This is a genomic window from Ferruginibacter sp. HRS2-29, assembly GCF_024343615.1.
Classification (GTDB): Bacteria; Bacteroidota; Bacteroidia; order Chitinophagales; family Chitinophagaceae; genus Ferruginibacter.
Genome location: NZ_RJUB01000126.1, coordinates 1 through 20,233, shown reverse-complemented (window position 1 = coordinate 20,233; position 20,233 = coordinate 1). Strand labels below are relative to the sequence as shown.

Sequence of the window (20,233 nt, the reverse complement as noted above, 5' to 3'; positions counted from 1 at the left end):
TAACAACCCGAAGCTGCAGATCCGGGATACAATATCATTACTGAACCTGCAATGCATTTTTGGTTGCCCCAAATTCAAAGACAAGTTGTGAATCTGCTACCACCGGGCTTTGCAGCCACCTGATGCCGGAGGTCTTTTCGCCGCCAAGGCGTAAATAAATCCGTGGCTTATCGGTTGTGGTGAATTTTGAGAAGCTGATATTACTACTGTTGTAAATGCCGATCAAAGGTTCTGCTTCACCAGTTACGATCTTCACATTATTCATTGTAATGGTCTGTGCTTCGTCGATCTCTATACCTTTTTTTGCGGTAATGGTGATGTTTGATAAGTTGATATCATGGATATTCATTTCAGGTAAACCGCGGATGAAGATCGCTTTGGATGCTCCATAACACACTACATTTTTGATATCAAAATTCCTGAAACGAGGAGTTTCATCTGTAACCGGCTTCAACTCTACTTTGGGAGCTTCCCGTTTTTCTCCGGCAAGTACGATGGGATCTTTGGCCATGTAGTACATATCAAACAGAATAGCTTCGCCGGGGATATCACGCATAGCAATATTGTTAATGAAAATATTTTCAACTATTCCACCACGGCCGCGGGTTGTCTTGAAACGCAGGCCAATATCAGTTCCGATGAAAGCACAATTGTCTACAAAGATATTTTTTGCACCGCCGCTCATTTCACTGCCGATTACAAATCCGCCGTGGGCGTGATATACAACGCAGTTGCGAACGATCACATCCTGTGTCGGCATCGCTCTTTTACGCCCTTCCGCATCACGGCCGCTCTTGATGCAGATACCATCATCGCCTACATCGAAACTGCTATTTTCCAGCAATACATTCCTGCAACTTTCCAGGTCGATCCCGTCGCCGTTTTGGGCATACCAGGGATTACGGACTGTAATATTTTTGATCGTGATGTTGCTGCTCATCAGTGGATGAAGACACCAGGCGGCCGAATTTTGGAAAGTAACACCATCCAGCAATATCCTGTCGCAGTTGGTGATCACCAGCAGGTTCGGACGAAGAAAATCTTTGATGCTGTCATAATCGGCCACAGTTTTGCCATTCAGCAAAACGCCTGCCTTTTCTACCTTTGCGCCCCTTTTTGATGATTCGGAAGGATACCAGGTACGATTATCCTCACTCACCAGCCCACCGCTTTTGAGCAGGTTTCTCCATTGGGATTCGGTGAGTTTGTCTTTTTTTACAGCCCTCCATGCATCCCCGTTTCCGTCGATGATGCCCGCCCCGGTGATGGCGATATTGGTGGCATTGGTAGCCGATATAGGCGATTCGTTTCGTGCTGCAGGCAAACCTTCCCAGTTGGAAACGATTACCTTGTATTGATCTTTATCATCGGTGAATTGCAGGATGGCACCGCGTTGTACGCAAAGATTGACATTGGATTTCAAAACGAGGGGGCCGGTAAGCCAAAGTCCCGGCGGCACTACCACTACGCCTCCGCCTTTTTTACTGCAGGCGTCAATGGCATCGGTGATACTTTTGGTATTTAATGTTATCCCATCGGCTTTGGCGCCGTATTTTATAATGTTGAAAGTATCTTTTTTAAAAGAAGTAGCTCTTATCACCGGCAGCTTTTGCGCCTCAGCAAATAAAACCATACAGGCCAGCAAACCACACAATCCCCATTTTTTAATCATATAACACTAATATTAAGGCCTTTCGGCATAAACAATCGTATGCAATTTTAACCTTTCTACCCTATATACCTGTTCCGTAGTGTTGGTTTATTTACGCAATCGTTATCGGGAACGTAGCCAAAAACAATTAAAAATTAAAAATGAAGAATTAAAAATGAGTTCCACCTATGGAACGACAGTCATCATCAGTCGCTCGTCAGTTCTTCCCGATCCTGAACCAGTCAATTTCCGAGTAGCCGGCATCGTTAGTTTTCACTGTGGAAGTGCTGAACAGACCAACTTTGGCACCTACCCATTTTCCCGGGGCCGCCCTGAATTCTCCGGGTATGGTGATGAATGTCTTTCCATCTTCACTGAAACTGAATGTAGCTACAGCATTTGTGGTGACAGCTACTTTAAGCCAGGCATCTTTTCCTGTGATCTTTTTTACGAATAGTTCATTTTCCGGTTTGTTTTTTTCTGCCCCTATGCAGGTATTGTAAGTGATGAATACACCGCTATCCTTTTTTACCAGTGAAACAAACGCATAATCCGTTCCGAACAGTATCAAACCGGTTCTGTCATTGTTATTTTTCGGGTAAAAAGAAAGCCTGGTAATGGCGTTGAAATTTTCCGCGGGCAATTTTTGCGAAAGCAGGTTTGGCAGCATCCAGTAATTATTCAGGCTATCCCGGGGACAGATGCAAAACATGGTGAGATGTCCTTCACTTGTTGGAAATGCCCAACCAGGCTGTGGATCAGCCTGCCATTGCCATTGCAGCCCCGGAGAAGGCTTATTAAATTCATCCGATTCCACGATAGTGTTGACAGGAAAAACTTTACCGGTAAAAGGTTTTTTGTGCGTAGCAACGGGTTCGCCTATCCCATCGCCATCTTTATCTATCCCTATCACCGGCCAGTCATTTTTCCATGCCATTGGCTGCAGGTGCACGATCCTTCCATAAGCATCTTTATCCTGGAAATGGAAAAACCAATCTTCACCTTTTGAAGTGGTTACCCATGCACCCTGGTGTGGCCCGTTGATGAATGTTGAACCTTGCGACATCACTACTCTTCGCTCGTAAGGGCCATAAATATTTTTGGATTTCAAAGCAAGTTGCCAACCTGTACTTACTCCGCCTGCGGGTGCAAAAATGTAGTAGTAGCCATTATGCTTGTAAATTTTCGGGCCTTCCAGGGTAGGATCAGTTTTGTGCCCATCAAAAACCATAACAGCGTTGCCAATGACCTTATCGGCTGTAGCATTCATTTCCTTTATTACCAATATGCTCTTAAAACCGGCACGGCTGCCGGCATACGCATGAACGAGGTATACTTTTCCGTTGTAGTCCCACAGCGGGCATGGATCTATCAATCCTTGTCCGGCCTCTACCAGTAATGGTTTGCACCAGGGGCCATTTATATTTTTTGCTTTGGTGAGAAATATTCCCTGGTCGGGATCAGGATAAAAAATATAAAATTCATTTTTATGATAACGGATCGCCGGAGCCCACACGCCCCCGCCATGCTGCACTTTATCAAAATCCTTTTCGGGTACCTGGCGTTGCAACGCATGGCCGATCAGTTGCCAATTGACCATATCTTTTGAATGAAGGATGGGCAGCCCTGGAACTGCATTGAAACTGGATGCAACCATATAATAATCCTCACCTACCCGTATCACATCGGGATCAGAATAGTCCGCATGAATGACCGGATTTTTGTAAGTGCCATCACCATTGTCGGCAACCCATACTTTAGAAAGCTCGTTTGAGTTTTGTGCAACTGCAGATTGCGAAAGCGACAATAAAAAAAACAAAATGATGATCCGGTTCATGTTCATTGGTTAATATTTTCGAGCCAAAGCTTCAAACGGTCTGTCCATGCATCATTGGTAGTTTTGTTATTCAGGCCAAACCCATGGCCACCTTTCGGATAAAGATGCATGGAGGTATTCACATTATTTTTTATACACGCTTCATAAAAGCGAATGCTGTTGGCCACAGGCACTACCCGGTCATCGCCTGCATGCACGAGGAATACCGGAGGTGTTGCAGAAGTGACCTGCAATTCATTAGAATAGAAATTTACCTGCTCTTGCGAAGGCTTCTTGCCCAGCAAATTATTTCGTGAACCTTTGTGTGTAATGGCTGAATCGAAACTGATAACGGGATAGATGAGTATGGAAAAATCGGGGCGTGTTGATGTGGTATCTTTATCAGCAGCATCTGCTTTGAAAGTAAAATGAGTAGTTGCTGTTGCGGCAAGATGGCCTCCTGCAGAGAATCCCATGATACCGATCTTATTTTTTTGTACTCCCCATTTTGCTGCATTCGTACGAACATAACGTATTGCCTGTTGTGCATCCTGCAAAGGCGCAAGGCTTTTGTCCATATCAAATTCATCATCGGGTAAACGATATTTCAGCACGATGGCCGTAACACCCCATTGATTCAATACCTCTGCAACCCTTGTCCCTTCATGATCCCAGGCGAGTATGGCATAACCACCACCAGGACAAATGATCACCGCCTGGCCATTCGGTTTTGCTGCAGGGAAGATAGTGAGTGTGGGGATGCTGACTTTTGATATCCGCGTAATATTATCTGTAGTAACAGCTTTCTCCACATTTGGGGCGGGCTTTGAATTTGGAATTGCCCCGGGATACAAGGCAACTTCCTGTGCGTTTGCAGTGAAATGGAATATCGATAAAATGAGCAAGACTTTTTTCATAAATGATGGGTTATTTTTTTTTCGTCCATGTAAAAATTGTAACAGGTTTTAAATACCAGTCACGTTCTTGGTTGTCGGCAACAATTGTTTTTCCAAAAATATGGGCAGGTGTGTAAAACGAAGCTTCTTTATCTGTGAGTTGTTTCACCCATTTTACACGTCCGGAAGTAGTTGAACCTGCGCCCGTATTTTTATATTCTACATACGAGGTAGTTTTTTCATTGCCCGGATCATTCCAGTTGTGCCAGCCGCTTGCTGAAATCTGTGACGGCAATTCACAGTACAAGAAAGCAGTTTTTGCCCATGCCCGCCATGGCCTGCCAAGGTATAACTCAGATACGGCAGAATCCGCTGTGACCCTGCAATGGAGAAATACGAATCCGAAAGTATTACCTTTTGTGGTATTGGCTGCAGTGATGTATGAATTGGATTTGCAGCGAATAATGCATTTATCAAAAACTGCTGTTGATGGGCCGAAGATAAAATCCGTTGTCCCCTCTATGTAACAATCTACAAAATATTGCCGGGAGTTTTCGCCGGCGGCAAAAATGGTATCCTGGTTACCAATAAAACGGCAATTTCTGAAAACGGCTTTATCTGCATCCACATATAACGCCAACGCCTGTCCGACGGGGCCGGCGCTGTTTACAAAACTGATATTTTCTGCGGTAAACCTGTTACCCGAAATTTTTACTGTGTAAGAAGTAAACGTATTTATCCTGCCCCTGCCGGAATAATCATTGAAAGCGATGATGGTCTTTTCAACGCTCTCCCCCACAAAAGTCACGTCTGTATTGCTTTCCGGGAGTTCTATCTTTTCGTTGTAAATCCCGTTCTTTATATATAAAGTGATCGGAGCCAATGGATAAACCCGCATCGCATCGATCGCATCCTGGATATAGGTATAGTCTCCGCTGCCATCTTTCGCGACAGTGAATATATATTTATATTTCTGCGGATCGGCAGTTTGTGCAACAGATAAGCCTGTAAACTGCATCAGCAAAAGCATTATGAAAGTTATCCTTATCAGCATTCGCGTTTATTGATGGAATATTTTTTTCAAAAAGGAATCGATGTAATTTACTGTCGGCTGAAACCAGGGCTCAAACAAACAAAAAGAATGCGGCGCGTCCGGAAAATTCTGTACTTCTGAATATATATTATTTTCATTCAACACTTTAATAAAATCATCGCGGCCCGCGTGCATCCTTTCGACAGAGCTATTGATGAACAAGGTCGGTGGAGTTTTGCCACTTACGTAACTCAATGGCGATGCGGCTTTCCAAATTTCCGGGTTTTCTTTTTTTGCATAACCAAACCAGTAAGTACCGGCAGATGTTTTTTTTGAATCATCACCCTCACCGCTTTCCGGATGCACAAAAGAGAGTGTTCCATCTATATCTACAACAGCATTTACGCCGGATGATTGATGTGTGTTACAATTTGTACCTTCAAACAAAGGCATATTTCCGGTAGTGCCCAGGAATGCCGCCATTTCGCCACCTGCGGAAAAACCCAATGCTACAATTTTAGATGTATCGACATTGTATTTTTCTGCATTTTCCCTGATCCATCTTATTGCAGCTTTTATATCAAATATTGCCGCGGGAAATAAGGCTTCTGTCGACAAACGATACTCCGGTGTAAAACAGGTGTAGCCCAGTTCTGCCAGTTTTTGAGCCAACGGCTGATGCTGGTAACGGTTTCCCGAACGCCAGCCACCGCCATGAATGATCAGTATGGCCGTGCCCGGTTTGGCTGCTTTTGTTTTGGGATAAAATGCGTCCAGCTTCAGCGATCGTTTTCCTATTTTACAATAGGTGATATCGCCTTTCTCAATTATGGATGGAATTTGAAAAGATTGTACAATTGTAATTCCCGGATTGGTTTTTACGCTGTTGAGATAAGCGCTGTATGTGGTATAAGAAGTATCCGGCTTACCGGTAATTCCACGCAGAGACTGTGCAGGCAAAGTTTTTACAGCCAGGCTGAAAATCATGAACATCGAAAATATGGGAAGCTTTCTATACATACAGCTGAGAGATCTTTTGGCTCTAAGTTACTTCTTTACCGGTCTTTCCACAATCCTTTCAACGAGGGGCATTTTTTGAGCCCTCATTTCTTTGAGCACCAGTTGTGCTACCAGGCGGGCCCCCAATTCGTTGAAATGAGTATTATCTTCCTTGCCTTCAGGATAGTTAGGATGCTCACCAGGCTTTAATTGTAGAAATAACAGCTTTGAATTTTCCACCCCGAATAACTGATACATGGCACGGCTAAGTTCATCCGCATCGATGAACAGCACCCCGGTTTCTTTAGCCACCTGGCGGACAAGATCGCTATAAACACCATGCGTTTGTACGGCTGTTCCGGTGCTATCGAATTTTCGTCTGCTCACCGGCGTTAGTAACACGGGAATCGCTTTCTTTTCTTTCGTTTCTTTGATATAGGCAGTAAGGTTTGCTTTGAATTCTTCCGGTAACGTATAACGTTCTTTCTTTTCTTTGGATTCATCATTATGACCGAACTGGAGGAACACATAATCATCGGGCTGCAATTCATCGGTGATAGATTTCCAGATCCCCTCTGAGCGGAAAGTTTTAGTACTGCGGCCGTTTTTTGCTTTGTTGACAACTGTTACAGAAGAATCAAAAAAATAAGCAAAGGGCATCCCCCAGCCCGTTTCAGGATAATAACGCGGCTCTTTGATGGACATGGTAGAATCACCGGCCATAAAAATCCTTATCTTTTTTTTATCGGTCAACATGTTTACAGATAAAATTAAGCCCGCCATCCATAACAAACTGTTTTTTGAAAGCAATAAATTCATGGGACTTATTTTTTTCTTATTACTATGAGGTTATTGAGATACATTTCAATATGGGTATAGAAACTTCCCTGCTGCAACAATGAAGCGTCTTTAGGATCATTGGGATCAAGCTTCCTTTCTTTCTCCCATTCATCCGGAATACCATCCTGGTCAGTATCCCGCGGAGCAGGCAACGATATCAAAGTTGGCCATGCCGTTTTTGATATCCCGTAAGGTGTTCCATGCGGAAAACCTCCCTGTACATCAATGATTCTGCCGGTGCGGTTTCTTACATCATTTACGATCCGTGTATCCAGACTATCTCTTCGCGGAAAATCAGCACCCGCATACTGCAATACAGTATTGTAAGCCATTTCAGCAGTTTCGATATTCATCTTCGGGACGGCAAAAGGATTGGAAAGTTTTGCTTTCATTTTATCATCCGCATTCCCCTTTTCCATATTCACCCCTTTCCAGTTATCGGCGGTATTGTCTGGCGAACCATCCACAAAATTTCCATCAACATACCATTTGCCAAAAGGAATGCTGCTGCTCTTGTAGGGATTGGCGATCCTTCCAGCAACAGATCTTTTGGTAGAAGGGCCATACTTGTAATAATTATTGATGATGTTGTAAGTGCCGCCCTCACCGGCATACGTGTTATTGCCTTCCCAGTTGTAGATCACATTGTTGGTGATGTCGGCATTTTCTTCCGGAATGTTCCTGATGCCATCAAAACGTGGGGTACGGTTGGCACAATGGGCAAAGAGATTATGATGAGCGCTGAAGTGTTTGCCACCCCAGATAGCGCCGTAGCCATGATGTTCAAAATCTTTATCCCCTGTTTCAAAATGATAGGAATAATTCAGCGGTTCCGAAATAATATTGTACTGTAATGTAGTGCTGTCGCCTGCATACACAGAAAATGCTTCATCGGTACTCCAGCTGATACTGCAATGATCGATGATGATATTGCTTCGGTGGGTACCTCCCAAAGCATCATCGCCGCCGGCCCCATCTACCATACCTTCATTGGCATACCGGTCGCCCATACGGAAGCGCAGGTACCGCACGATGATATTGTTTCCGCCAAGGCTCACCGCCTTATCGGCAATGCAGATACCATCACCCGGCGCTGATTGCCCCGCAATAGTGCAATTTCCGGCAATCACCAGTTTTTTTTCAAGATGTATGGTACCGGAAATACTGAATATGATGGTTCGTGTATCCTTTGCCGTTACAGCTTCGCGAAGGCTGCCAGGCCCCTTGTCATTGAGGTTGGAAACAATCACTACCCTGCCTCCACGTCCCCCCGTAGTATATTTTCCAAAACCCTCCGCTCCTGGAAAAGCGATAGGTTGAACGTGAGATTGATCGTTGTTGGTAAGTTTATTCTGTGATGAACAATTGAAAAAAGTACACGATATGACGGCCAGGGCAATAGCAACGATGGGAGATTTCATACGCAAATTTTTTTGCAGAAGAAAGGCTGCCGGTTAAAGCAGCCTTCTTAACACCTTAAACGATTGCAAACTAAAATTGAAAATGCTTTTACAAGCTAATCTTCCTCAATTCTAATCATTTATTCTTGTATAAAATGAGTGGAAGAAGGGTTTATTTACGCAATCGTTCCCAATGAAGTTCAAAAGTTTAAAAGGTTCAACAGTTCAAAAGGTTAGCTCAACTTTTGAAGTGCATTTTAACATTGAACTTTTGAACCTTTAAACCGTTTGAACTATAGTGTTATGACAGTGCCGGTGCCGTTACTCATGATCACAGCCTCTATTATTTTCATCACTTTCAAACCGTCTTCTCCCGAAACCAGCGGGGTTTCATCATAAGCGATCGCCCTGAAAAGCCCTTCATACAAAGCCATATAATTTCCCTGTTCGGATGGAATGGTTTTGCGGATGGTTTCGCCATTCACCAGGATATTCAACCATCCTTCGGCCCCGGCCGGTTCCTTGCCCCAGTCTTCGCCTTGCGGCAAAGCCCCCGTCTTCAGGGTATCTTCCTGCACATCGGCACGCGATTTTAAGAATGAACCATTGCGGCCATGCAGGATAAAAGATGGTTGTGGTTCCTTCACGATCAATCCCGTTTTCAGGCGCATATTCATTGCAGGATAAAACAACAGGATATCCACATAATCATTTACCAACGATGCCGGACGGGTAATGCGTAAGGTGCCGAAAACTTTTTCGGGCATACCAAAAAGATAGATCGCCTGATCGATCAGGTGTGGCCCAAGATCGTGCAATAAACCAGCACCGGGGTTCGTGGTTTCTTTATGTACTTTGGGGCTCAAAGCCTGGTTGAAACGATCAAAATGAAATTCCGCTTCCACAATTTCCCCCAGGTCACCGCTGTCCAGGACTTTTTTAACGGTCTTCAGATCACTGTCCCAGCGCCGGTTTTGGTACACCGCCAGTTTCTTATTCTTTTGTTTTGCCAGCGCAACCAATTGCTCCGCTTCACTAACGGTAACAGTAAACGATTTTTCAACCAATACATGTTTGCCTGCGAGCAATGCTTTTTGTGCAAATTCAAAATGGGTATAATTGGGTGTATTTACTACAACCAGATCAATTGCTTCATCTGAGAGCATATCGTCGAGCAAATCGAATGAGCGGATGGAAGGATATATCTCCGCTGCTTTTTTTGCTGAACGTTCCCATACAGCATACAATTCAAAGCCCGGATGCAGGTTGATGAATGGTGCATGAAATACCAGGCCACTCATCCCGAAAGAGCATAAAGCTGTATTGATCTTTTTCATAATAAAATATTACACGAATTTACGTCAAACGAACTGTAAGATATTTAGTGTTGATACCATAATTTGAAAGCCCCGCTTGTGGCGGGGCTTTCATGGTTCTTCAGAATATCAATCAATACCCGTAATCCTGTGTGAGGTTACGGTTGCCATCAAGCACAGATTGCGCCAGAGGCAGTAATTCGCTTTTGTTTGGTGTAAATGAAACTGCATAATACAAACTGATTGTGCTGTTGATGGAGCTATGCAACCAGTTAACACCAGTGAACGTAGAGGTTGCAGGTGCTGGTGTCACGTTTGGTTTGTAAAAAGAGCCCGCCCAAACCAAGCCGGATGTCAGCAATTTATTATAATACATGGTTGTAGGATATGTATTCCATGGTGCTGTAGTCCTTGCTGCCATGGCTGCCAGCGTGAGTTTGGTTTCTGCAAGTTTTGTCCCCAGCAGATTCCAGCGAATGAGGTCATATTTACGGATGCCTTCGCCACCGAGTTCCAATGCACGTTCCTGAACGATCGCATTGAAGAATCCTGAGTAAGTGGTGGGCGCAGGATTATTGGTGAGATAAGAAGGGTTAGCTGCGAAAGCCCTTGCACGTACTTCGTTGTAGGCTGAGATCGCATCTGCGGATGGCCCGTTGTTGAGTTCGTTATCTGCTTCGGCAAACATGAGCAGTACATCGGAGAAACGTATCACCGGCCAGTTCAATCCGAAGTATTGTGCGGCAGAACCTACTACAGACGGGGTGATCCAATCCCTCCTGAATTTTCCATCTACCATGGTGGCGGCAGTTCTGCCGGCAAAAGTGCCGTTGGAATTTACATTATATATTGCGCACATGACATCCCTGCGGCTATCGGTAGAATCGAATGCGTAGAAGTAGCTTGGCAGAACGGTCAGCGCACTGTTGCCTACATTATTGTATCGTGTACCATTGTAGTAGCCTAGTTTGCTATCGCCAGTGGCGCTGCTGCCACCTGCCATGGCAATCTCAAATAGGACTTCTCCATTGGTTTCAATCCTGTGTGCACAAATATTGTCTTTGAAAACACTCTGGTAACTGGTGTTTAGTTTATGCTGGTCGCGGCGCGACATGATGGCTGCACATTCTTCCTTGGCGATCTGGTAGTAAGTAAGATGATTGCTCCCCCTTACCATTTGTTTGCTGCGGCGCAATGAATAACCACCGCGGTATAAGGCTATCCTGGCACGCAAAGCCCTTACAGCTCCCTGGGTGATACGCTCGTCGATAGCTACTTCTGTTCGCCAGGGCACCAATGTTTCTGCGGTTTTCAGGTCATCGAGCAGGTGATTGTAAATAGTATCACGATCGGTTTTGGATTTGTAAAAATCATTATCCGAAAATGATGGCGCCCATTGCGCAGGCACGTCGCCCCAGTTGCGCACCAGTTCGAGATAATACAATGCCCTCAGGGTAAGCGCTTCTCCATGCAGCCTTTTCAACTGGCTCTGCTCCGCATTGGTGCCGGAAGTATATTGCGGCATCTGCGGAATATAATAGATACAAAGATTGGCACGTTCGATGCCCTGGTACAATTGGTTGAAAGGCGCTGCCAGCTGGGTATTGGTAGGCGTTACATTGTAATGAGCAATATCCCTTCTTTCATTATCGGGATAAGGCGTACCGCCCTGTCCCATCATAATATCATCATCCAGCGGATAATACATGCTGATACGGATACCGTAGCCATTATCGCCGCCGGCACTTGCATAAGCACCCAGCACAGCTTTCTGCGCATTGTTTACATTATCGAACGTAAATTCTGTATCGAAATAAGAAACAGGCTTTACATCCAGGTATTTTTTACATGAAACGGCAAATAGAATTGCAGTGATCACGAGGGCCGATACGAGCCATTTTTTTTGCAATCGTGTTTTCATTTTAAAAACGATTTAAATTTTTTATAAAGAAAGATTTACACCTATTATGAATGAGCGGCTCCTTGGATAAGCAGCATAATCCACACCTGGCGTTACGCCACTGCTCCTGCGTGTACTCACTTCCGGATCGTACCCGGAATAGTTGGTAAATACTTTTAAGTTATTAACGGTGCCGTATACACGCAGTTTGGAAACGTGTATCCTTTTCAGCATTGATTCCGGCAAAGTATACCCGAGAGAAATATTGTTGATCCTCAGGAACGAGCCATCTTCAATGGCCCATGAATGCAGGATGAACGAATTCGCCTGTTTGCTCGGAGTCCAGATGGTCGCATTCGCATTCAATGCTGCCAGCGCTGCAGGATCTGTAACAACCTGGCCTGAAGAATTGATATTTGTCCAGCGACCGTTCATGGTGGTTAAAAGATTCGCATTAGGAATGTAACCTGAAGTAAACTCCAGCTTGTTCGCATTATATACATCATTACCCACCTGGAAATTTACAAAAATGCTGAGGTCAAAATTCTTATACGCAAACTGCTGATTCAAACCGCCGAACATTTTAGGGTTTGCATTACCGATGATGGTACGATCCTTATCTGTGATCAGTCCATCGCCATTGATATCCTTGAAGCGCATAACGCCCGGCTGTGGCGGCGTTGAGGTTAATGCAGCATTGTTGGCCACACCTGTCTTAAGCGTGTAAACTTTAGTGGTTGCATTGTAATCAAAATCACTGATACCATAATACCCGTCTGTTACAAAGCCCCACATGGAACCAACAGGATCGCCTACACGAACAATATAATCTGCCGGAAAGTTGGTACCCAACCAACCTGAATTCTGCAAATATGACTTCTGGAAGTCACCAAGACTGAGTACTTTGTTCTTGTTGAAAGACATGTTCAGGCTTGCATTCCAGGTAAAATTCTTTGTTGATACCGGCATACCGCTCAGCTGGAATTCAACCCCTTTATTTTGCGTAGAACCCACGTTCTGCAATTGGGAAGTGTATCCTGTGGAGGTCGGGATCGGCACATTCACCAACAGGTCTTTGGTGGTGTTTTTGTAAATATCCATGCTGAACTGGAACCTGCTTTTGAAGAAAGAAAGATCAAGCCCGATATTCTGAGAATTTGTCCTTTCCCATACCAGGTCCGGATTGGCAAGCGCAGGCGATGCATAAGCTGTTACCAGCTGATCATTTATTCCGTAGATAGCACTTGCTGTGTAAACAGTTGTGTAGAGGTAATCCGAAATACGGTTATTTCCCGACTGTCCGTAACTGAAACGCACTTTCGCTTCGTTCATCGTGTTCTTCAAAGGAGCAAAAAATTTCTCCTCTGAAAATTTCCATGCCAGCGATCCTGACGGGAAAAAGCTCCAGCGGTTGTCTTTCGCAAATTTCGATGAGCCATCGGATCTCGCTGCCAATGAAATAAGGTATTTATTGTCCCTGCTGTAATTGAAGCGGGCAAAGCCTGATACAATTCTGCTGGTCACTTCAAACGTGGTAGATTTTGGTTGTGATACACCTGCAGGCGGAGTTCCCAGGTTCATATTTGACAAAGCAACTGTTGGTGTTATTCCTAATGGGAAATAGCGCGTTTCCACATATTGCGATTTATCCGTGCGGTCGTAGATCTCATGCCCCAGGATTGCGGTGATGCTGTTTCTTTTTGAAAAATTATTGCCACTGCCGGCATTGCTGTAAGTCAGCACATTCGAATTGTTGTAAGTAACTCTTTTGGTGGTATTGATAGAAGCCAGTGGCAATCCAGCACCATTCAGCTTTGAATTACCCGACAACGAATCGTCAAAGGCATTTTGTATCCCATTGGTAAGATCGTAACCGAATGTGGTGCGGAAGCTGAGATAATTTGTCAGCTTGAGATTGATGTAACCGCCTACGTTGAATACATCAGTGGTATTACGCCTGTATTCCGATTGATTGTACAAAATAGGGTTCACCAGTTGAAGGCTGTTGCTGTTTGTTTCAGCAGCATAAGCGGCATCGTAATCAGTAAGGTCCTGGCCTTTGATCAGCAACGGACGATATTTTACCGCGTGCCTCAGCCGGTTGGTAGAGAAACTTCCATCGTTGGAAGTACCCGCGCCTTCCACAACCGTACGATTGTACCGGGTGGTAAAACCTACTTTCAATGCACTGTTGACATTATGATCCATGCTGAAATTTACCAGCTTACGATTATAACCGGTATTCAGCAGGATACCTTCTTCATCGTTGGAAGTGAAGCCCAGGTTGAATTGTGTGGCAGCACTACCGCCACTCATGCTCACATTGTGGGTTTGGAACATGGCATTGCGGCCAAACATTTCATCCTGCCAGTCGATGAACGGAACATTTTTATAATTGCTGAGTGTATCCCATGTAGTTCCGTATGCATTGACAAAGTTTGAGCTGTCAGTTGCATTGCCGCGACTGCGTTCGTATTGGTAAATAACAAAGTCGTACGGATTCATCACATCAAGCGTATTGGCTATTTTTTTGGTACCGATAAAACCATTGTAACTGATCACTGTTTTACCTGAACGGCCTTTTTTAGTGGTGATGATCACAACCCCATTGGCACCACGTGCACCATAGATTGCGGTAGCCGATGCGTCTTTCAACACATCCACAGATTCAATATCCTGTGGAGAAATTACGGACAGGCCATTTTCCACCTGTATCCCATCAATGATATACAAAGGCGTGTTGTCCTGTGTAATGGAACCGCCACCACGAACCCTGATGGTCACTTCGGCACCGGGTTTGCCTTCGGTGCTGGTAAGCTGTACACCCGCAAGACGGCCGGTAAGTGCTTCTGCGGCTGAATTCACAGGTATGTCCTTGATCTGTTTAGAATTAACAGAGGATACCGATCCGGTAAGATCTTTCCTTTTCACCGATTGATACCCTACCACTACCACTTCTTCCGAACTGGCAATACTTCGTGTAAGGGTTACCGATAGAGGATCATTTCCGGCACGTGCGGTAACGGTTGTAAATCCAACAGAACTGAACACCAGCTCATTGGTGCCGGAAGAAATGGTGATGGTGAAAGTTCCATCTTTTTCGGTTTGTGTACCTTTTTTAGATCCCTTTTGCACCACGGAAACACCGGATACCGGCGTACCGTTTTCGTCAACCACGGTTCCCTGCACTGTTTTACTTTGTGCAAAGGAAAACGCAGCCCAGAAGAAAAGGCATGTAAACAAGATAATTCGTTTACTCATAACAGAATTTTGTTGGTTAAATAAATTTTAGCGGAGATGAACGGCAATATGGCGTAAAGCAATCATCATTAACTAAATGTTAATCAATGCTACCCATTTTAATCTGAACAAAACGATATGCTCCGCATTTTTTTTACGCAATCGTTCCCGAGAACGATGTCAGGGAAGGGGAAGTGAAAATAAGGAATAAGAAACATGAAATGAGGAAGTGAAATAAATCCTAAGCTGTCATCCCGGGTTTGTCGGAGGAAATTCGATCTGATAAAATGATGTGCGGTTTCCGGATGCCGGGTATCGTAGCGGATAACCCAGGGGTAATCCGGAAAAATATCCAGCTTCCGGCATCCAGCATCTTTTCTTCATACCTTTATCTTCACAACGATGCATATATGAAATTCGAAGCTGTTACCATAAAAGATATTGCAAAAGCATTGGGAGTTTCGACTTCAACCGTGTCGAGGGCTTTGCGGGATAGTTACGAGATAAGCCCGGAAACCAAGGAACTGGTGCTGGAATGCGCCAGGAAGCTGAACTACATGCCCAACCCCATCGCCCTCAGCCTGAAGGAGCGCCGCAGCCGTTCTATCGGCGTGGTGGTTTGCGAGATCGCCAACAGTTTCTTTTCACAGGTAATTAATGGAATTGAGTCTATCGCGTACGACAGAGGGTATAATGTGATCATTGCGCAGAGCAACGAATCGGTGGAAAGAGAGATCATGGATCTTCATTACCTATCTTCCAGGTCGGTGGATGGACTGATCATTTCCCTTTCAACAGAAACAAATGATATCAGCCATTTGCAGGATCTGCATAATAAAGGATTACCCATCGTGATGTTTGACCGGGTTACCGATGAGATCAAAACGCATAGTGTAGTGGTGGATAATTTCAAAGGTACTTATGAAGCCACGGAATACCTCTTGCAAAAAGGGTACAAAAGAATCGCTGCCATTGCAAATTCCGAATTCCTTTCCATTACCAGCGAACGACTGGGCGGTTATAAAGATGCCTTGCAGGCGTACGGGCAAAAATTCAACAAGAGTTATGTCAAACATTGTTTTTATGGCGGAATGGTTTTTTCAGAGATCGAAGATGCTGTCAACAAACTGATGACGCTGAAACAGCCGCCCGATGCCATCATCGCTACCAGCGACAAACTTACCACTGGTTGCCTGAAAACGCTGATGCGCCGTGGCATCAAAGTGCCCGATGATATCGCATTGGTTGGTTTTTTAAATTCGGATATAGCAGAGCTGATGAACCCTGCGTTGACCGTGGTTCACCAACCCGCGCTGGAAATGGGCAAGGCCGCCATAGAATTATTGCTGCAATTGATAGAATCCAAAAGGCCTGTTACGCAATTTGAAAAAAGGGTGCTGACACCGACGTTAGTAATCGGAAAGTCTGCAATGGATGTTAATTGATAATGAATAATTAATAATTAATAATTTCCAACACATGAGAAGCCTTCCCTTTTTAGAATTATTAATTATTCATTATTAATTATTCATTCGAATGTTGTTCAAAGAAAAAGTCCATGCCGCTTTCCTGCAATTGCAAAGTAAAAAGATTGCGGAGTTAAAAAAGGTCATTGCCGATCTTTCGTATAGCGCTGCCAATGAAACTAAAAGCACTGCCGGCGATAAACATGAAACAGCCCTCGCACACCTGCAGACTTCCATAAGCCAGGCCTATCAACAGTTGCAGGAGTTGAACAATCAATACAATCTTCTTACCAGCCTCCACCCTTCTTCCACACATTTGCAAATTGCACACGGCAGTATTGTCACTACCAACCGGAACATTTTTTATATTTCAGCGGCCATCGGAAAACTGAACATCGATGGAAAGACTGTGTATGCCATGTCGCCTTCGTCTCCGCTTGCATTAAAAATGATGGGCAAAAAAGAAACAGTCAGCATTGAGATGAATGGCATCATTCACCTGATCAGTGAAGTCAGTTAAAATATTTGTTCATCATTACATCACATTTTACTTACAACTTCGTAACAGCACGGTAATGCTTCGGTAATACCGGCGTTTGATCTTTGCGCTGACAAAAAAACGTCGACTTATTAAACCGAAAATTATGAAACCAATTAAAAATCTATTTGTAAAAATTTGCCTGGCAGCAACTTTGATGATATCCTTTTTTGCCGCAACGGCAGCGTCTGAACCAGGTTCGGCAAAATCCAATTCTGTGGCATTTGTAAAATCCGAAGGCGATGCGCTGGTGTTCAGAACAGACTTATTGAAACTGCCGTCGGGCGGATGTACGTTGTACATCAAAGACGAAGAAGGAAATGTTCTGTTCAGCGAAAACATCACTACAGATACGCATCAGAAGCTCTATCGTATCAACCGCGAAAACATGAAAGCGATATTTTTTGAAGTCCACAGCAGAAAATTTTCTTTCCGGGAATCGTTTAATTTTAATACGAAGCTGGAAGAAATATTTACAGTAACCAAAGTAAATTAGGATAGATCACAGATTTTAAAGTGATGAAGGAGATTACACAGATTGTTTGACTCCGTCAAACAGAAATGCAGTTTGTAAAAATCTGGCCTTATTTATAAGTTCAAATTTTTACAAACTGCATTTTTTCATTTTTACGAAGTAAAAATAATCCGTGTAATCTCCTTTATCCTTTTGGAATCCGTGATCACCTTATTTGTTGCTATTATTACAGCGTTGCCATATCAATTACAAAGCGGTAACGTACATCCCCTTTTTCCATGCGATCGTAAGATGCCTGGATGTCTTTGATGTCGATCAGTTCAATGTCTGATACGATGTTATGTTCTGCACAGAAATCAAGCATTTCCTGAGTTTCAGCTATACTGCCGATACCGGAACCTGCAAGGCTCCTGCGCCCACCGATCAGGCTGAAAGCCGCTATCTCAGCAGGTTTTGGGGGAACACCCACACAAATATGTACACCATTTACACGCAGCAACGAAAGGTACATGTTGAAATCGTGTTCGGCAGAAACCGTATCCAGGATGAAGTCGAAGCTGTTGGCTGCAGCTTTTACCTGCGCCGCATCGGTCGTCACAAGGAAATGATGTGCACCCAGTTTTTTCGCATCTGCTTCTTTCTTTGGAGAAGTGCTCAATACGGTTACTTCGGCACCGAATGCCACACCGAATTTTACGGCCATGTGCCCCAGACCGCCAAGGCCGAGCACCGCCAATTTGTGCCCCTTGCCTACTTTCCAGTGGCGCAACGGCGAATAAGTGGTGATACCTGCACAAAGCAGCGGGGCTGTGCCAGCGAGATCAAGTTTATCGGAGACGTGCAGTACAAAATCTTCATTTACTACGATCGTGTTGGAATAACCGCCATAGGTCGGCGTCTTTTTATCCTGCTCCAGGCCGTTGTAAGTCTGTGAATTTCCATTGAGGCAATATTGTTCCAGGTCTTGTTTGCAGTTTTCGCAAACGCGGCAGGAGTCTACTATACAGCCGGTTCCGGCAAGATCGCCTACTTTGAAGTTTTTCACGTGATCGCCTACTTTTACCACTCGGCCAACGATCTCGTGTCCTGGTACCATCGGGAATATTCCGGGAAACCAGTCATTCCTGACCTGGTGAAGATCGGAGTGGCATACGCCACAGAACTGGATATCAAACTGAACATCGTGCGGCCCTACTTCACGCCTTTCGAATGTCCATGGCGCAAGCGGGGTTGTTTCGTTTTGCGCAGCATAAGCTTTTGTTTGGATCATGATTTTCTGAATTTTTAGAAGGAAACCGGCCTTAAATGGCCGGTAGCAAATATAACTTTAAGTCATTGCTTTGGGGTGCCTGTTAAAAATTTATTCCGCAAAACGGAAGCTAAAAACGCAGGGATACTACCCGAAAGTATTGCCCTGCGTTCTACCTGTTACCGAAAACGTTTTCGTCCTAATCCACTACCACACTGCTCAACCCCTTTTCCACAGCCTGCTCTTCATTGCCCGGGATACCCACTCCTTCTATGCGGAAAACGGTGATATCCGACAGGCCGATAAAACTCAGCATAAATGTGAGGTATGGTACCACAAAATCATTCGCTTTTGCCGCACCTTCGGAATAGATCCAGCCGGAACTCATGGCGATGTACACTTTTTTTCCCCTGATCAATCCTTCAGCGCCTTTTTCGCCAACGGAAAATGTGATGCCTTTGCGTACAATATGATCCAGCCAGGCTTTCAGCGAAGAATGTATGCCAAAATTATACATCGGCGCACCGATCACGATGATATCAGCTTCCTGTATCGCCGCGATGGCCTCATCTGAATGTTTGACGGCTTCCAGGTTTTCTTTTGTGCGCACTTCTGCCGGCGTAAAAAATGAAGTAAGGTGGGCTTCCTCAAGATGGGGAAAATGGACATTTACGAGGTCGTACTCTTTAACTGTGCTGCCAGGATATCCGGCCAGCAATTTTTCTACTATCTTATTTCCTAAACGGATACTGTAAGAAGCATTGCCCCTCGGGCTTGAAATAACGTGCAATATTTTTTTCATTGTCATAATTTTTTTGTTGACCAAAATTATGCACCTTTGGTAACCAAAAGTAAGTACTATACAAAAGATTAGCGGTAACCTTTTGTATAGTTAACTAAAAATCAGTTAATTATGGAATATGCAAAACCAGCCAATCATACGGAATGTATCAGCCGCCTGTCTTCCATCGACGATGCGCTTTATGTGATCGGGGGCAAATGGAAGATCCGGGTGATCGTGGCGTTGAAGGAAGGCAGTAAACGTTTCAATGAAGTGCAGCGGGCCATTTCGGGCATTTCCGCCCGGGTGTTATCGGGGGAATTGAAGGATCTTGAAATGAACGGTTTTGTAAAAAGGCTCGTGCATGATAAAACGCCGGTGGTGGTGGAATACCAGCTAACCGATTACGCCGATTCTCTGGGAGATATCCTTCAATCGCTGTACGAATGGGGGCACAAGCACAGGGACAAGATCAGGATGGAAAGGAAGATGGCAGCAGGCGTTTAAGGAAAATAACATAAAAAGCAGGTGAAGTAACTCAACAAAAAAAGCACTGAATATCAGTGCTTTTTTTATTATTTCGGCGGAGAGCGAGGGATTCGAACCCCCGGACCTGTAACAGTCAACAGTTTT

At 44.5% G+C, this 20,233-nt stretch carries 16 protein-coding genes; 4 read left to right on the top strand and 12 right to left on the bottom strand.

Annotation, left to right across the window (positions count from 1 at the left end):
- Positions 1–37: 37 nt before the first annotated feature.
- The 10 genes from EGI32_RS13390 to EGI32_RS13345 form a co-directional block, all read right to left on the bottom strand.
- The gene (locus EGI32_RS13390; protein ID WP_255155867.1) at positions 38–1,672 is read right to left on the bottom strand and encodes a glycoside hydrolase family 28 protein; all 1,635 of its coding nucleotides are present in this window, start codon (positions 1,670–1,672) and stop codon (positions 38–40) included.
- Between the two features lie 196 nt (positions 1,673–1,868).
- Complete coding sequence (locus tag EGI32_RS13385; protein WP_255155866.1) at positions 1,869–3,488, bottom strand: glycoside hydrolase 43 family protein; 1,620 nt, start codon at positions 3,486–3,488, stop codon at positions 1,869–1,871.
- Positions 3,489–3,490: 2 nt separating this feature from the next.
- Entirely contained in the window at positions 3,491–4,384 is an 894-nt protein-coding gene (locus EGI32_RS13380) for an alpha/beta hydrolase (RefSeq protein ID WP_255155865.1), read from the bottom strand.
- Positions 4,385–4,394: 10 nt separating this feature from the next.
- Positions 4,395–5,417, bottom strand: a complete 1,023-nt coding sequence (locus EGI32_RS13375) for a pectinesterase family protein (RefSeq protein WP_255155864.1) — start codon at positions 5,415–5,417, stop codon at positions 4,395–4,397.
- A 6-nt stretch (positions 5,418–5,423) separates the two neighbouring features.
- Entirely contained in the window at positions 5,424–6,416 is a 993-nt protein-coding gene (locus EGI32_RS13370; RefSeq protein WP_255155863.1) for an alpha/beta hydrolase, read from the bottom strand.
- A gap of 27 nt (positions 6,417–6,443) precedes the next feature.
- The gene (locus EGI32_RS13365; RefSeq protein ID WP_255155862.1) at positions 6,444–7,214 is read right to left on the bottom strand and encodes a rhamnogalacturonan acetylesterase; all 771 of its coding nucleotides are present in this window, start codon (positions 7,212–7,214) and stop codon (positions 6,444–6,446) included.
- Positions 7,215–7,219: 5 nt separating this feature from the next.
- A complete protein-coding gene (locus EGI32_RS13360; protein ID WP_255155861.1) occupies positions 7,220–8,656 on the bottom strand; it encodes a polysaccharide lyase family 1 protein in 1,437 nt (478 codons plus the stop codon).
- Positions 8,657–8,928: 272 nt separating this feature from the next.
- Positions 8,929–9,972, bottom strand: a complete 1,044-nt coding sequence (locus EGI32_RS13355) for a Gfo/Idh/MocA family oxidoreductase (protein WP_255155860.1) — start codon at positions 9,970–9,972, stop codon at positions 8,929–8,931.
- A 112-nt stretch (positions 9,973–10,084) separates the two neighbouring features.
- Complete coding sequence (locus tag EGI32_RS13350) at positions 10,085–11,872, bottom strand: RagB/SusD family nutrient uptake outer membrane protein (protein WP_255155859.1); 1,788 nt, start codon at positions 11,870–11,872, stop codon at positions 10,085–10,087.
- A gap of 21 nt (positions 11,873–11,893) precedes the next feature.
- Positions 11,894–15,112: a TonB-dependent receptor gene (locus EGI32_RS13345; RefSeq protein WP_255155858.1), complete on the bottom strand. Its 3,219-nt coding sequence runs from the start codon at positions 15,110–15,112 to the stop codon at positions 11,894–11,896.
- 389 nt (positions 15,113–15,501) lie between these two features.
- Between EGI32_RS13345 and EGI32_RS13340 the strand changes: the two genes are divergently transcribed.
- The 3 genes from EGI32_RS13340 (at position 15,502) to EGI32_RS13330 (ending at position 17,591) form a co-directional block, all read left to right on the top strand.
- Positions 15,502–16,536: a LacI family DNA-binding transcriptional regulator gene (locus tag EGI32_RS13340; RefSeq protein WP_255155857.1), complete on the top strand. Its 1,035-nt coding sequence runs from the start codon at positions 15,502–15,504 to the stop codon at positions 16,534–16,536.
- 91 nt (positions 16,537–16,627) lie between these two features.
- Positions 16,628–17,077 (top strand): hypothetical protein, encoded by a 450-nt coding sequence (locus tag EGI32_RS13335; RefSeq protein ID WP_255155856.1) that lies wholly within the window; start codon positions 16,628–16,630, stop codon positions 17,075–17,077.
- Between the two features lie 124 nt (positions 17,078–17,201).
- The gene (locus EGI32_RS13330; protein WP_255155855.1) at positions 17,202–17,591 is read left to right on the top strand and encodes a hypothetical protein; all 390 of its coding nucleotides are present in this window, start codon (positions 17,202–17,204) and stop codon (positions 17,589–17,591) included.
- A 205-nt stretch (positions 17,592–17,796) separates the two neighbouring features.
- Here the strand turns inward: EGI32_RS13330 and EGI32_RS13325 are convergent, their stop codons facing one another.
- Complete coding sequence (locus tag EGI32_RS13325; RefSeq protein WP_255155854.1) at positions 17,797–18,840, bottom strand: NAD(P)-dependent alcohol dehydrogenase; 1,044 nt, start codon at positions 18,838–18,840, stop codon at positions 17,797–17,799.
- 178 nt (positions 18,841–19,018) lie between these two features.
- The gene (locus tag EGI32_RS13320) at positions 19,019–19,621 is read right to left on the bottom strand and encodes an FMN-dependent NADH-azoreductase (RefSeq protein ID WP_255155393.1); all 603 of its coding nucleotides are present in this window, start codon (positions 19,619–19,621) and stop codon (positions 19,019–19,021) included.
- Between the two features lie 111 nt (positions 19,622–19,732).
- Between EGI32_RS13320 and EGI32_RS13315 the strand changes: the two genes are divergently transcribed.
- Positions 19,733–20,107, top strand: coding sequence for a helix-turn-helix domain-containing protein (locus EGI32_RS13315; protein WP_255155392.1), 375 nt, complete (start codon positions 19,733–19,735; stop codon positions 20,105–20,107).
- Positions 20,108–20,233 lie beyond the last annotated feature (126 nt).

What these genes read in the sequence shown, in the direction of transcription:
- EGI32_RS13325 (WP_255155854.1), bottom strand. Translation starts at nt 18,840, where the DNA reads ATGATCCAAACAAAAGCTTATGCTGCGCAAAACGAAACAACCCCGCTT.
- EGI32_RS13380 (WP_255155865.1), bottom strand. Translation starts at nt 4,384, where the DNA reads ATGAAAAAAGTCTTGCTCATTTTATCGATATTCCATTTCACTGCAAAC.
- EGI32_RS13365 (WP_255155862.1), bottom strand. Translation starts at nt 7,214, where the DNA reads ATGAATTTATTGCTTTCAAAAAACAGTTTGTTATGGATGGCGGGCTTA.
- EGI32_RS13315 (WP_255155392.1), top strand. Translation starts at nt 19,733, where the DNA reads ATGGAATATGCAAAACCAGCCAATCATACGGAATGTATCAGCCGCCTG.
- EGI32_RS13375 (WP_255155864.1), bottom strand. Translation starts at nt 5,417, where the DNA reads ATGCTGATAAGGATAACTTTCATAATGCTTTTGCTGATGCAGTTTACA.
- EGI32_RS13350 (WP_255155859.1), bottom strand. Translation starts at nt 11,872, where the DNA reads ATGAAAACACGATTGCAAAAAAAATGGCTCGTATCGGCCCTCGTGATC.
- EGI32_RS13330 (WP_255155855.1), top strand. Translation starts at nt 17,202, where the DNA reads ATGAAACCAATTAAAAATCTATTTGTAAAAATTTGCCTGGCAGCAACT.
- EGI32_RS13360 (WP_255155861.1), bottom strand. Translation starts at nt 8,656, where the DNA reads ATGAAATCTCCCATCGTTGCTATTGCCCTGGCCGTCATATCGTGTACT.
- EGI32_RS13385 (WP_255155866.1), bottom strand. Translation starts at nt 3,488, where the DNA reads ATGAACCGGATCATCATTTTGTTTTTTTTATTGTCGCTTTCGCAATCT.
- EGI32_RS13340 (WP_255155857.1), top strand. Translation starts at nt 15,502, where the DNA reads ATGAAATTCGAAGCTGTTACCATAAAAGATATTGCAAAAGCATTGGGA.
- EGI32_RS13370 (WP_255155863.1), bottom strand. Translation starts at nt 6,416, where the DNA reads ATGTATAGAAAGCTTCCCATATTTTCGATGTTCATGATTTTCAGCCTG.
- EGI32_RS13335 (WP_255155856.1), top strand. Translation starts at nt 16,628, where the DNA reads ATGTTGTTCAAAGAAAAAGTCCATGCCGCTTTCCTGCAATTGCAAAGT.
- EGI32_RS13355 (WP_255155860.1), bottom strand. Translation starts at nt 9,972, where the DNA reads ATGAAAAAGATCAATACAGCTTTATGCTCTTTCGGGATGAGTGGCCTG.
- EGI32_RS13390 (WP_255155867.1), bottom strand. Translation starts at nt 1,672, where the DNA reads ATGATTAAAAAATGGGGATTGTGTGGTTTGCTGGCCTGTATGGTTTTA.
- EGI32_RS13345 (WP_255155858.1), bottom strand. Translation starts at nt 15,112, where the DNA reads ATGAGTAAACGAATTATCTTGTTTACATGCCTTTTCTTCTGGGCTGCG.
- EGI32_RS13320 (WP_255155393.1), bottom strand. Translation starts at nt 19,621, where the DNA reads ATGAAAAAAATATTGCACGTTATTTCAAGCCCGAGGGGCAATGCTTCT.